Below are 13,830 nucleotides of genomic sequence, written 5' to 3'. Positions count from 1 at the left end.
CCGACCCGGCAAAATCGTAAAACAGAGGCTGAGAGCGATGAGTTTTATGCGTTTGACAATCCTGGCGTCGGCTTTGCTGACGTCGCTCGTGGGCACAGCCCAGGCGCAGACCACGCTTCGCATCGGCATCGCCGAGGACCCCGACATTCTCGACCCCAGCATCGGCCGCACCTATGTCGGGCGCATCGTGTTCTCCGCCTTCTGCGACAAGCTGTTCGACATCGACGAGAAGCTCAACATCGTGCCGCAGCTCGCGCTGTCCCACGAGACCTCGGCCGACGGCAAGGAGATGACGATCAAGCTCAGGCCGAACGTCAAATTCCACGACGGCGAACCGCTGGACGCGGAAGCCGCAAAATTCTCGATAGAGCGTCACATGACGCTGCCGACCTCTTTCCGGAAGTCGGAGCTCGCCAGCGTCGATCACGTCGAGGTGGTCGATCCCCTGACCATCAAGCTGGTGCTGAAAACCCCCTACTCGCCCCTGATCGCCCAGCTCACCGATCGCTCCGGCATGATGGTCTCGCCGAAGGCGGCGAAGGAGGCCGGCGACAAGTTCGGCCTGCATCCGGTCTGCGCCGGCCCCTACAAATTCGTCGAGCGAGTGCAGCAGGACCGCATGGTGTTCGAGAAGTTCGCCGACTACTGGAACAAGGACAACGTCCATATCGACCGCATCGTATTCCTGCCGATCATCGACGCGACGGTGCGGCTTGCGAACCTGAAATCCGGCGGGCTCGACCTGATCGAGCGCGTGCTCGCCACTGACATCAAGGACGTGCGTGCGGATTCGCGGCTCGTGCTGTCGACGGCACCGGAGCTCGGCTATCTCGGCCTGACCGTCAATATCGGCAACGACAAGGCCAAGGGACCGTTGAGCCAGTCGGCAAAGGTCCGCAAGGCGCTCGACCTGTCGATCGATCGCGAAGCGCTTAACCAGGTCGTCTTCAACGGCGAGTTCACCCCCGGCAATCAATGGGTCAGCCCGACGCATCCCTATTACCAGAAGGCATTTCCGGTTCGTGGCCGTGACATCGCGAAGGCCAAGGCGCTTCTGAAGGAAGCCGGCGTCACTTCGCCGGTGACCGTCGACTACATGATTCCCAAAGGCGCGGAGAACGAAGCCGTCGCCCAGGTCATCCAATCCATGGCTGGGGAAGCGGGCTTCGACATCAAGATCCGCGCGGTCGAATTCGCGACGACGTTCAAGCAGGCGCAGGCCGGCGAGTTCCAGATCTTCCAGATCAACTGGAGCGGCCGCATCGACCCCGACGGCAACTCCTATATCTTCATGCGCAGCAAGGCACCGCAGAACGACGGCGGGTACGCGAACCCGGAAGCCGACAAGCTGATGGAAGACGGCCGGCTGACCGCCAACGTCGATGAGCGCAAGGCGATCTACGAAAAGATGACCAAGATCCTGCTCGACGATTTGCCGATCATCTACATCTACCACCGCACGCTTCTGATTGCGCACACGACCAAGCTCCAGGGTTACAGGCAGATGCCCGACGGGCTGGTGCGTGTGGTCGGGCTGAAGTTCAAGTGAGCATGGCATCGTCTGATACGCGACCGGCGCCATGCTGAACTTCCTCGCCCGCCGCATTGTGCAGATCGTGCCGACACTGTTCTTCGTGTCGGTGCTGATCTTCTCGCTCCAGCAATTGCTGCCGGGCGATCCGGCGCTGGTGATGGCCGGCGAGGAACGCGATCCGGCCGCGATCGAGCAGATCCGTCAGCAGTACCGGCTCGATCAGCCGATCCCGGTGCAATACGTCTATTGGCTCAAGGGGGTCCTGACCGGCAATTTCGGCGAGTCCTTGCGCAACAAGATGCCGGTGCGCGAGCTGATCGCTCAGAAGCTGCCGGTAACGCTCCAGCTCGGCTCGATGGCAATGTTGATCGCGTTCCTGATCGGCATTCCCGCCGGCATCGTCTCGGCGGTGAAGAGGGGCACGATGTGGGACTATGGCGCCAATCTGTTTGCGTTGTGGGGCATCTCGACGCCAAACTTCTGGCTCGGAATCCTCATGATCTTCCTGTTCTCGATCGAGCTCGGCTGGCTGCCGGCCTCGGGCTACGTGCCGCTCACCGAGAACTGGCGCGCGAGCCTTGCCGCCACCATCATGCCGGCCTTCGTGCTCGGCAACGCGATTTCCGCGGTCCTGATGCGGCACACCCGCAGTGCCATGCTTCAGGTGCTGGAGAGCGACTATGTCCGCACCGCACGCGCGAAGGGATTGTCGGAGCGCTCGGTCATCCTCAAGCACGCGATGCGAAACGCACTCACGCCGATCATCACGCTCGGCGCGCTCGAGCTCGGCACGCTGCTGTCGGGAGCGGTGCTGACCGAGCAGATCTTCTCCATTCCCGGCTTCGGCAAGCTGATCGTGGACGCCGTATTCAACCGCGACTACGCGGTCGTACAGGGCGTCGTGCTGGTGACAGCCACGGTCTACATCACGCTGAACCTGGTTGCCGATGTCGCCTACATCCTCGTTAATCCGCGGCTGCGGAGCTAGACTCATGACCGATGCCGCCCTGCCCGCCGCTCCCATCGCGCAAGCTGACGAGCTGGACAGCCCGGCGCGTCGCGCCCGGCGGCGCTTGTTCAAACGCAAGGCCGCAGTGTTCGGACTTGTAATGATCACGATGTTCGTCGGCCTTGCGCTGCTCGCACCGCTTGTCGTGCCATATGATCCCATCGCGACGAGCTGGAGCCTCGTCCGGAAGCCGCCCACTGCGGCGCACTGGTTCGGCACCGACGAGCTCGGCCGCGACATCCTGAGCCGCGTCGTTTACGGTGCGCGCGCGTCCCTGCTCGCGGGCCTCATCTCGGTCGCGATCGCGCTGGGCATCGGCGTGCCGCTCGGCCTGCTCGCCGGCTACCGGGGCGGGTTCGTCGACGCGCTGATCAGCCGGATCACCGATGCGATGCTGGCCTGCCCGTTCCTGATCCTGGCGATCGCGCTCGCCGCGTTCCTCGGCCCGAGCCTGACCAATGCCATGATCGCGATCGGCATCTCGGCAACTCCGATTTTTATTCGCCTGACCCGCGGGCAGGTGCTGAACGTCAAGGCCGAGGACTATGTCGAGGCGGCGCGGGCGCTCGGCAATCCGCCCTGGCGGATCGCGTTCTCGCATATCCTGCCGAACATCCTGCCTGCGCTGGTGGTACAGGCGACACTGTCGATCGCGGCTGCCATCATCGCCGAAGCCGCGCTGTCGTTCCTCGGCCTCGGCCAGCAGCCGCCCGCGCCATCCTGGGGCAGCATGCTCAACGCTGCGCAGCGCTTCCTGACCCAAGCGCCCTGGATGGCGATCTGGCCGGGGCTCGCGATCTTCCTCGTGGTGCTATCGCTGAACCTGCTCGGCGACGGCCTGCGCGACGCGCTCGACCCGCGCCAGCGCTAATTAGAGCGTTTTCGAGCGAAGTGGATACCGGTTCGCGTAAAGAAAACGCGTCAAAACAAGAGTCTAGAGCCCCGTTCCGATTCTATCGGAACGGAAATGGCTCTAGATAACCACTTCGCGCATCACGCGGCGGCAATCCATCTCGTATTCGAGATCGACCACCGGCGGTCGGGCAAAGTGCCAGGTCAGGCCAGAGCGCAACGCCCCGCGGCGGACCAGCTCGTCGACCAGCGCGTGGTGGAAGTCGTGCACGGAATAGGCCTGCACGCCGGTGGTGTCCTTCCAGCCGAAGCCGAACGCCGTCATCCTGCTCTCCATCTGCGACGTCGTCGTGAAGCGCACCTTCTCGCGAAGGCCTTCCGGGCTGAGGTCGCGGTAGCGCACGGTGCGCTCGACATAGGTTCCGCTGCCCTCGCGCGCCTCGGCGCCGCCGGAGATCACGAAGCTCGGCGTCTTCGAGCTTGTCGGCCGCGTGAAGGAGAAGGCGTAGAACGACGGCTCGGCCGGTGGATCGATCTCGGGACAGACGTTGCTGCGCGCCACCGGATTGGTGGTTCCGTCGAAGATACCCCATTCGGACAGCGTCTTCACATAGTGCATGTTGAACGCGCGAAAGCCTTCCTCGCTGAAGGCCGCCGGCGAGCGCAGCTCGCAGGCACAGAACGCCGTCAGCGGCCGCCCCGCCTCCTGGATATACTTCGCGGCAAGCGCAAACCCTTCCGCGAGCGGCACCAGGCGGTCGAAGCGGACGCGCTCGATCTCATAGCCGTCAGCCGCGGCCGCACCGGCCGAATACTGGAATACGGACGGAATGAAACGGTAATTGCCGGCGGAGAATTCGCGCGTCATGTCGGACTCCTATTCCAGTTGCATGCGAATGCCCTTGGCGCCGTTGAGCAGGCGCTTCAGGTGAAAGCCGGCCAGGGAATCATCGGCATGCATGCCGACCAGCGCGGCGAAGGCCGGCATGGCCGCGGCATCACCGGCCTCCATCCTGGCGAAGGCTTCGGAGTACCGCGCCGTCGCCGGCGCTTCGAATTTGGCCTGCGGCAACGGCTCGAACGCGCGCAGAGGTTCGCTGCGCCCGCGCAGCATCAGCTCACCCACGGGGCGGCCCTGGAAATTCTCAGCCGCTTCCGCGACGCTGGCACTGACGCAGATTCGCGTGCCCAGATCCTTGTTGGCGGCCTCCAGCCGCGCTGCGATGTTGATCGTATCACCATAGGCGGTGTAGTCGAAGAAGCGGTTGCCGCCGAAATTCCCGACCAGCGCCGGCCCGGCATGGGCGCCGATGCGGGTGGTGCCGAAATTCACACCCCTCGCCTTCCATCGCGCGCAGAAATCCTCGGCCCAGGCGTCGAGATCGTGCGCGCAGGCGACGGCACGAGTCGCATAGTCCGGCTGGTCGCCCGGCGCGTTGAACAGCACCTGGATCGCATCGCCGATGATTTTTGCGACCGTCCCCTCGTGCGTGAAGACGATCTCGGTCATGCCGCCGACATATTCGTTGAGGAGCTCGCCAAGCGTCTCGGGCGCCGCGCTCTCCACCAGCGACGTGAAGCCGGTGATGTCGGTGAAGATGGTGGCGACGTCGCGCCACTGCACCTCCATGCCGTCGCCCTTGACATCCGCCGCGAGGCGTTTGGCGATCTCAGGCGAGAAGTAGCGCGACAGCGACGCATGGGCGCGTTCGGCCTCCATCTGGCGGCGCCGCGCCTCGCGCAGTATCTCGATATGGCGGATGGTCTTCTGGATCGTCATTTCCAGATCGGCGAAGTCGATCGGCTTGGTGAGAAAGTCGAACGCGCCGCGGTTCATGGCGGTGCGGATGTTGCTCATGTCGCCATAGGCCGAGACGATGATGGTCGATTTCTTGTCCTCGGCCTCCTGGAGCTTCTGCAACAGGGACAGCCCGTCCATCCGCGGCATGTTGATGTCCGCGACCACCATGTCGACATGCGGATGTCGGTCGATCGACTCCAGTGCCTCGAGGCCATCGCGCGCGAACATGAAATTGACCAGCCCCTCGCGAAGCTGCCTGCGGAACTTTTGCAGGATCAGCGCCTCGAGATCCGGCTCGTCGTCGACGAAGAGGATGGTTGGAGTCATGCCGCCTGCTCGAGTCTCGTATCGATTTCCTGGCGCAATTGCGCAAAGTCGATCGGCTTGGTCAGGAGCGCGACGGCGCCGCGCTCGATCGCCTTCCGGCGGGTCTCGGCGTCGCCATAGGCCGTGATCATGATGACGGGAACGTGCGGATAGTCGGCGCGCACGTGTGGCAGCATGTCGAGGCCGCTCATCCCGGGCATGTTGATGTCGGACAAAATCAGGATCAGCGAGGGATCGCGGACCTCGGCGGCGAGCTTCAGCGCATCGGCCGCCGACGGCGCGAATTCCATCTGGAAGCGGCCGGCGCGCAGGTCGCGCCGGAACTGCTGCCGGAACAGCGCCTCGACGTCGGACTCGTCATCGACGACCAGAATGTAAACGTTCAAGTCTTGCCTCCGGAAGTGCCGCCTGCCGCCATCATGCGCGGCAGGGTGATGATGAATTCCGTGAATACTCCGGGCTCGGAGTTCACGTCGATCGTGCCGCCGTGCTGTTTCACGACGATATCATGGCTCATGGAAAGGCCGAGCCCGGTGCCCTCGCCGGCCGGCTTGGTGGTGAAGAAGGGATTGAACATCTTCTTCTTCACCTCGGGCGGAATCCCGGTGCCGTTGTCGCGAATCCGAACCTCGACCTTGTCGCCGAGATTCTTCGTTGCCGCGCGCAGGGTGGGCTCGAAGGGGTCTGCGGCGCTCTCCTTGCGCTTGGCGGTGGCGTAGAAGCCGTTCGAGATCAGATTGAGGAAGACTCGCGTGATTTCCTGCGGATAGATATCGACCATGCCTGGGGCGGGGTCGAAGTCGCGCTCGATCGTGATGTTGAAGGCGGGCCTTTCGGCACGTGCGCCGTGATAGGCGAGATTGAGGCTCTCCTCCAGGATCGCGCTGATATCGCCGGGGCGATGCTCGCCGGAGCCCTCGCGCGAATGCAGCAGCATGTTCCTGACAATGGAATCGGCGCGCTTGCCGTGCTGCACCACCTTTTCGAGATTGCTCCTGAGCAGGCCGGTCAGCTCGTCGACCTCCGCCTTGGTCTTGCCGTCGAGCGAGGCCGTTTGCAGGGCCTCGTTGAGCTCGTCGATCAGCTCCGTCGACACCGACGAGAAATTGTTGACGAAATTGAGCGGGTTCTTGATCTCGTGGGCGATCCCGGCGGTGAGCTGGCCGAGCGACGCCAGCTTCTCGGTCTGGACCAGGCGATCCTGCGCGGCGCGAAGATCGTCGAGGGATTGCGACAACTCCGTCGTACGCTTGCGTAACTCGTTCAGCAGTCGCGTGTTCTCGATAGCGATGACGGCTTGCTTCGTGAAATTCTCAACCAATGCGATTTGCTTATCGGTGAACGGCCGGACTTCTTTGCGATAAACCGCAACCGTTCCGATCAGCTCGCTTTCCCTCATCATGGGCACTATGACGATCGTGCGGGCGCCGGCGACGTCGGAGATTCCACGAATGGTCGGACCTCCAGCAAGATAGGCCGGAGTTTGTTGCACATCATGAACGTGGACAACTTGACGTGTCCTGACAACCACAGCAAGCGCGCTGTCCGGATGAGGACGGATCGCCACGTCTTTTCGCGAAGCCGCGAACGCAGGCGGCACATTGTAATCGGCAGCAATCGTGAAACTCTCACCATCCCACAGATTCATGACGCCGAAACTCGCACCACAGACGCGTGTGGCATTCTCGAGCATCTTGTGGAACACCGGTGTGAGTTCGCCCGGAGACGAACTGATGACCTGCAACACTTCCGACGTAGCCGTCTGTTGCTCGAGCGACTCGGTCAACTCAGCCGTTCTCACCTCGACCTTTTTTTCCAGGTCCGCATAGGATTCCTGCAGGCGCTCGCCCATATGGTTGAACTGGTCCGCGAGCCCCTCGAGCTCGTCGCCGGTCCTGATCGAGATGCGCTGGGAGAAATCGCCGCCGCCGATGCGCTCGGCGCCGCTTCGCAGCGCCTGGATCGGCCCGACCATGCGGCGCGCGAGGAATACCCCGGCGAGCACCGCGAAGATCGACGCCGCGAGCAGCACGAATGCAAGCCGTTCCAACGCAGCATAGAGCGCCGCATAGGCCTCCTCGACCGGCAGCTCGACGAACATGGTCCAGTGCAGCGGTGCGATCGGGGCCGAGGCGGTCAGCACCTTCTGTCCCTGGATGTTGCGCGCTTCGGAAAGTGCATCCGGCGTGGAACCGCCTCCGGCAAGCGCGGCGCGCACCTGCGCCAGGCCAGACATGTCGGTGTTGCGCAGGACCAGGCTGATATCGGGGTGCGCGATCAGGCGTCCCTCCGGACCGACCACGTAGGCGTGTCCGTGCTCGCCGACCTTGATCTGGGACACGACGTCCCAGATCAGCTTGAGATTGACCTCCGCGATGCTGACGCCCGCATCCTTGCGCGACCCGGCCTGCGCCAGTGTCATGTACGGCTCGGACTCCCTGCGGAAATAGACCGGGCCGTAAAAAACCTTGTGCACGACCGCCTCGGTGAACTTCGGATCGTCCGACAGGTCGATCCCGCTGTCGATCGCGTCCATGGCGAGCCGCGAGACCCGCAGCCGCTCCCTGCCGGTCGCGTCGACCTGGGCGAGCTCGGTGATCGCAGGCACCTGGCGCAGCAGCCGCAGCGCATCGAACCGGCGCTGCTCGATCGAGCCTGCCGACCAGGGCAGCTGCGTGGTCCAGCCGAGCTGGCTCTCGATCTCCTTGACGAACTGACCGATCTTGGCCGCGGCCGCCTCGGCCTGCTCATGCTGAACCCGGATCAGCGCGGCCTTGTGCTCGCGATAATAGAAGAGGACCTCGAACAGGCCGTTGGCCAGCAGCGCGATCGCGACGACGGCCACGAACAGCGCGACATATTTGGTGAAGAGCCGCGTCCTGATCCCCTGCCCTGGCGTCGTGCCGGATGCGACGCCATCCGGCGCCGCGCTCGGCAGCGCCCGTGCTTGCGGGGTGTCGGGATGGAGGGAAAGGCTCATCCCGCCGAACCTAGCAAGAAGACCGGACCTTGTCTCTCGCGAGCGCGGGAAAGCCTAATGGCAGCCGGGACGCTCGAGGCAAATAGAAAAGGGCGGCAGCGGATGGGCCGCTGCCGCCCTCGAGTTCGCTTCCCCGCGGCCTCAGGTCGGCCGCAGCACCTTGGAGCCGAGGTCGAGTTCATTGACCTGCTTATTCCGCTCGGAATCGGCCGCCGCGCGATGGTCGGTCGCCAGCACCACGTAAACCGCGGGCAGCACGAACAGCGTGAACAGCGTGCCGATCGACATGCCGGCGACGACCACCAGACCGATCGAGAAGCGGCTGGCCGCGCCCGCGCCGGTCGCGGTCAGGAGCGGGATCAGGCCCGTCACCATCGCGGCCGTGGTCATCAGGATCGGCCGCAGACGAATACGGGCCGACATTTCGATCGCCGAGCGGCGGTCGAGCCGTTCGTTGACCTGGAGCTCGTTGGCGAACTCCACCATCAGGATGCCGTGCTTGGTGATCAGGCCCACCAAGGTCAGCAGGCCGACCTGGGTGTAGATGTTCATGGTCGCCATGCCGAAGAACAGCGGGATCAGCGCACCCACGATCGCCATCGGCACCGAGATCATGATGACCAGCGGATCGCGCAAGCTCTCGAACTGCGCGGCCAACACCAGGAAGATGATGATCAGTGCGAAGCCGAACGTGATCGCGAGCTGGTTGCCTTCCTGGACATACTGCCTGCTGTCAGCGAGATAATCATGGCTGAAGCCCTGCGGCAGCTTCTTGGCCTCGCTCTCGAGGAAGTCGACCGCCGCACCGACGGTCACGCCGGGCATCGGCACGGCCGAGAAGGTCGCCGAATTGAGCTGATTATAGTGTGTCAGCGAATTCGGGTCGGTCTTGGTCTCGATCGACACCACCGTCGACAGCGGAAGCTGCTGGCCGGTACTGGTCGTCACGTAGTACCCGGAGAGCGATTCCGGCGAGAGCCGCTGGCCCCGCGGCACCTGCGGGATCACCTGGTAGGATCGGCCCTCGAGGTTGAAGCGGTTGATATAGTTGCCACCGAGCAGCACCGCGAGCGTGCTGCCGAGGTTCTGCATATTGACGCCGAGATCCTGCGCCTTGCTGCGATTGATCGTCACCTTCACAGTCGGCTGATTGTAGGCCAGGTCGCTGTCGGAGACGATGAACATGCCGCTCTTGCGGGCGGCGCCCTTCAGCTTCTCCATCTGCTCGTAAACCGTCTGGAACCCCGCGGTGGAGTTGATCACCATCTGCACCGGAAGGCCGCCCGGGCCGCCCGGCAGCGGCGGCAGGTTGAACGCGAACGCCTGAACGCCCTCGATCTTGGAGAGCTCGGCCTGCACCAGCGACTTCAGCTGGATCGACGAGCGCTTGCGCTCCTCCCACGGCTTGAGCAGCATGCCGGCGATACCGCCCTGCGGGCCGTTGATGCCGTTCAGCACGAAGCGCAGATCGGTCTCGGGGAATTTCTGGAACTCGGTGTCGAGCTTTTCGCCGTAGAAATCGACGTAGTCGATGTTGGCGTATTTCGGCGCCTTGGTCACCGCGAACACGATGCCCTGGTCTTCCTCAGGCGCCAGCTCCTTCGACGTGTGCATGTAGAGGAAGCCCACGAGCCCGAGGATGGTCACCGCAAACAGGCCGGTGATGGCCTTGTAGTCGAGCGAGCGGTCGAGCCTGCGGCCGTACCACCGCGTCAGCGCGCCAAATACCTTGTTGACGAGCTTGGCGAAGCGCCCCTCTTCGGTGTTCTTCAGCAGCACTGAGCACATCATCGGCGACAGCGTCAGCGCGATCACGCCGGACACGATCACCGAGCCCGCAAGCGTGAAGGCGAATTCGCGGAACAGCGAGCCGGTCAGGCCGCCGAGGAAACCGATCGGCGCGTACACGGCTGCGAGCGTGATGGTCATCGAGACGACGGGACCCACGATTTCGCGCGCCCCTTCCAGCGACGCCTGGACCGGCGTTTTCCCTTCCTCCAGATGACGATGGATATTTTCCACCACGACGATGGCGTCGTCAACCACGAGGCCGATCGCGAGCACCATCGCGAGCAGTGTCAGCAGGTTGAAGCTGAAGCCGAACGCCAGCATCAGCGTGCAGACGCCGATCATCGACAGCGGGATGGTGACGACGGGAATGATGACCGAACGGAACGACGCCAGGAACAGGAAGATCACCACGATCACGATGATCACGGCTTCACCCAGTGTCTTCTCGACCTCGTCGATCGAGGATTGGATGAACTTGGTCGAATCGTAGGCGACCTTCATCTTCATCGACGGCGGCAGATTGCGCTCGAGCTCGGGGAACAGCGCCCGCACGCCCTTGACCAGCGTCAGCGGGTTGCCCTGCGGCGTTGCCTGCACACCGATGAAGATCGCGTGCTCGCCGTTGAATGCGACGCTCGCGTCCGTACTTTGGGCCGCAAGCTCGACGGTGGCGATGTCCTCCATCCGCACGAAGCCGCCGTCCTTGGCCTTGACGATCATCTTCTTGAACTGGTTGACGTCGGTCAGGCCCGTATTCGTCGATACGTTCGAGACGATGAGATAGCCCTTGGTCTGGCCCGCCGCGGACTGGAAGTTGTTGGCCGTGATCGCGGCCGCGACATCCGCAGGCGACACGTTGCGGCCGGCCATCTTCAGGGGATCAAGCCAGAGCCGCATCGCAAAGGTCTGGCCACCGAGAATATCGGCGGAGGCCACGCCGTCGACCGTCGACAGCACCGGCTGCACAACGCGCGTCAGATAGTCGGAGATCGCCGAGCCCGACAGCTCCTCGGACGAGAAGCCGAGATACATCACGGCCGTGGTCTGGCCCGTGGTCTTGGTGACGATCGGGTCGTTGGATTCCTTCGGGATCAGATATTTGACCGAGTTCGTCTTGGCCAGCACCTCGGTCAGCGCCTGGTTCGGGTCGAAGTTCAGCTTGATGTAGACCTGGATCGTCGAGGTGCCGAGCACCGAGGACGAGGTGATGTAGTCGACGCCTTCGGCGGAAGCGACCGCCTGCTCGATCGGCGTGGTGATGAAGCCCTGGATCAGGTCCGCGGACGCGCCCGGATAGACGGTCGTGATGTTGATGACCGTGTTCGACAGCTTCGGATATTGCCGGATCGGCAGCGTCGTCGCCGCGCGCAGGCCGATCAGCAGGATCAGCAGGCTGACGACGATCGACAGGACCGGGCGTTTGATGAAAATATCAGTAAAGCGCATCGCGGCGATCTCGATTTCGTTGACTTGCAAAGCGCATGACCCGGCCGTGCCGGATCATGCTCGACGTGTGCGATGTCAGTATCGCGGCGGCTGCGCCGGGACCTGCGGAGCCGGGTCGGTCGAAATCGACACCGCCGCGCCCGATTGCAGCTTGAGCTGGCCGACGGCGACGACCTTGTCGCCCGGCTTCACGCCCTTGACGATTTCGACGCGACCTTCGACCCGGTTGCCGGTCTGCACGAAAGTGCGCACCGCGCTCAGGCTGGTCTTGCCGTCCTCTTCCTTCTTCTCGGTGATCACGAACACCGAGTCGCCGTACAGCGTATAGTCGACCGCCGTCTCCGGCACGGTGATCACGGCCGGCTTGTCCGGCAGCACCACCGTGGTGGTGACGAACATGCCGGGCTTCAGGATCTTCTCCGGATTGGAGACAGTCGCCTGCACGCGGATGTTGCGGGTGTCGGTCGAGATCTGCGGCTCGATCGTGGTGATCTTGGCGTCGAAAGTGCGGCCCGGATAGGCGTCGACCTTCAGTCGAACCGGCTGGCCGACCTTGAGGTTGCCCGAATCCTTTTCAGTCACCGTGAAGTTGGCCCACAGCTCCGACAGATCGGTCAGCGAGACGATGGCCGTGCCGGCGGTGAGATATTGGCCGACCTCGACTTTGCGGACGCCGAGATCGCCGGAGAACGGCGCGCGGACCAGCTTCTGCGAGATCAACGCTTCGGTCTTGGCGATGCCGGCCATAGCCTGGTCGTAGGCAGCCTGCGCCTGATCGACCGTCGCCTGCGGACCGAACTGGCGCGACGCCAGTTGCTTGGCGCGGTCGAGCGACAGCTGCGCGACGGTCGCCTGCGCCTTGAAGCTCGCGAGATCGCCCTGCTCGGCCGCGTCGAACAGCTGCACCAGCGGCATGCCGGCCTCGACATGCGCGCCCGGCTCGAACTTGATCTCGGTGACACGGCCGTTGACGTCGGCGCTGACGTCGACCTGGTGCACGGCGGAGAGCCCGCCGACAGCGGTCAACAGGTTCGGCACCACCTCGGACTTCGCCTCGGCTGCGCTGACTGCTGTCGGCGGCGGCTTGTTGTTGGCGAAGAACTGCTTGATCATCTGGCCGCGGAAATAATTGAACCAGACGAGGCCACCGACGAGCACGCCCAGAAGCGTGCCGACGATGATGAACCAGAGCACCGGCCGGACCGGACGCTTGGGAGCCTTGCTGTCGATCGGTTCGCCCGAAATCTTGTGTTCGGTTACGATGTTCATGTCATGCGCTTTCTGCAATCGCCGTCTTGCCCGCATCCGCGGCCTGATCGCGGGCCAAATGCGAAGCAATTGCGGCGTCGTTAAGTCCGATACCCCTCAGGAGAAACTCACAGAGCTGCCGCTCGAGGTCGTTCGCCTTGCCGTAAGCGAGACACGGCGTGGCCGGCAGCCTGGTCAGCGCAGCCGTCATCACCGTGTGATGCGCAAACCAGAACAGGTTGAGCGGTTCGCCGTTGTATGGCCGCGCGTCCCCGGCGGCAACCGCCCGCTCGAGCGAGGCGACGAAGGCCGTCCCGATCAGCGTTTCGATCTTGGCATATAGCAAACGAGCGAACTCGCCATCATCCAAATGGCTCGTGGCCATCAGTCGCAGCCGCTGGGCCTCTTCCTGGTCGGGCCCGTCGGCGATGTGAAGGAAATGCCCGACCATGCCGCGGATCACTTCGACCAGCGTGGCGGTCGACGGTTTCCGTTCGAGCAGTTCGATGAGCGCCGGGTCCGCCTCGCATTCGTCGCTGAGAATTTCGGCGTAAAGCGCGGCCTTGGACGGGAAATGCTTGAACAGCAGCCCTTCGGAAATGGCAGCGGCGGCCGCCACGCTCTTTGTCGTGGTGCCGGTATATCCGTGTCGGGCAAAGCAACGCTTTGCGGCGCCGAGGATCAATTGACGCCTCAGGTCGCTCGTCATACGCAATGAGCTCATGCTAGTGAGTAAGCACTCACCCACGCAGAAGTCAAGCACTATGCTGCATCGCAACCTGAATGTGTTGTGATTTCAGTGGAAATTGGCTTCGCCCACACGGCTCCCGCGCAGGACGGGA

At 63.5% G+C, this 13,830-nt stretch carries 10 protein-coding genes; 3 read left to right on the top strand and 7 right to left on the bottom strand.

The window, feature by feature from the left end; all coding sequences use genetic code 11:
- Positions 1-37 precede the first annotated feature (37 nt).
- From QCM77_RS12360 to QCM77_RS12350, 3 genes are read left to right on the top strand one after another with little or no spacing between them, the layout of a single operon-like run.
- A complete protein-coding gene (locus QCM77_RS12360; protein ID WP_279665394.1) occupies positions 38-1,549 on the top strand; it encodes an ABC transporter substrate-binding protein in 1,512 nt (503 codons plus the stop codon).
- Between the two features lie 31 nt (positions 1,550-1,580).
- Complete coding sequence (locus QCM77_RS12355; protein WP_279665393.1) at positions 1,581-2,522, top strand: ABC transporter permease; 942 nt, start codon at positions 1,581-1,583, stop codon at positions 2,520-2,522.
- Positions 2,523-2,526: 4 nt separating this feature from the next.
- On the top strand, positions 2,527-3,414 hold the full coding sequence (locus tag QCM77_RS12350) for an ABC transporter permease (RefSeq protein WP_279665391.1): 888 nt from the start codon (positions 2,527-2,529) through the stop codon (positions 3,412-3,414).
- A 102-nt stretch (positions 3,415-3,516) separates the two neighbouring features.
- Here the strand turns inward: QCM77_RS12350 and cnbZ are convergent, their stop codons facing one another.
- The 7 genes from cnbZ to QCM77_RS12315 form a co-directional block, all read right to left on the bottom strand.
- Positions 3,517-4,263 carry a 2-amino-5-chloromuconate deaminase CnbZ gene (gene cnbZ, locus QCM77_RS12345; RefSeq protein ID WP_279665390.1) on the bottom strand — a complete coding sequence of 249 codons (747 nt, stop codon included), beginning with the start codon at positions 4,261-4,263 and terminating at the stop codon, positions 3,517-3,519.
- Positions 4,264-4,272: 9 nt separating this feature from the next.
- Positions 4,273-5,523, bottom strand: a complete 1,251-nt coding sequence (locus tag QCM77_RS12340) for an adenylate/guanylate cyclase domain-containing protein (RefSeq protein WP_279665388.1) — start codon at positions 5,521-5,523, stop codon at positions 4,273-4,275.
- The gene (locus QCM77_RS12335; RefSeq protein ID WP_279665386.1) at positions 5,520-5,909 is read right to left on the bottom strand and encodes a response regulator; all 390 of its coding nucleotides are present in this window, start codon (positions 5,907-5,909) and stop codon (positions 5,520-5,522) included. Before QCM77_RS12335 ends, QCM77_RS12340 begins: the two co-directional genes overlap by 4 nt.
- Positions 5,906-8,503 (bottom strand): ATP-binding protein, encoded by a 2,598-nt coding sequence (locus QCM77_RS12330; protein WP_279665384.1) that lies wholly within the window; start codon positions 8,501-8,503, stop codon positions 5,906-5,908. The genes QCM77_RS12335 and QCM77_RS12330 overlap by 4 nt, the downstream gene beginning before the upstream one ends.
- A 141-nt stretch (positions 8,504-8,644) precedes the next feature.
- Positions 8,645-11,740 carry a MexW/MexI family multidrug efflux RND transporter permease subunit gene (locus QCM77_RS12325; RefSeq protein ID WP_279665381.1) on the bottom strand — a complete coding sequence of 1,032 codons (3,096 nt, stop codon included), beginning with the start codon at positions 11,738-11,740 and terminating at the stop codon, positions 8,645-8,647.
- Positions 11,741-11,815: 75 nt separating this feature from the next.
- Positions 11,816-13,009: an efflux RND transporter periplasmic adaptor subunit gene (locus QCM77_RS12320; RefSeq protein WP_279665378.1), complete on the bottom strand. Its 1,194-nt coding sequence runs from the start codon at positions 13,007-13,009 to the stop codon at positions 11,816-11,818.
- Position 13,010: 1 nt separating this feature from the next.
- Positions 13,011-13,712, bottom strand: a complete 702-nt coding sequence (locus QCM77_RS12315; protein WP_279665542.1) for a TetR/AcrR family transcriptional regulator — start codon at positions 13,710-13,712, stop codon at positions 13,011-13,013.
- Positions 13,713-13,830 lie beyond the last annotated feature (118 nt).

It is taken from the genome of Bradyrhizobium nivariense, assembly GCF_029846695.2.
Lineage (GTDB): Bacteria > Pseudomonadota > Alphaproteobacteria > Rhizobiales > Xanthobacteraceae > Bradyrhizobium.
Note: the sequence above shows the minus strand (reverse complement) of the source record. Positions and strands in the feature narration are given on the sequence as shown.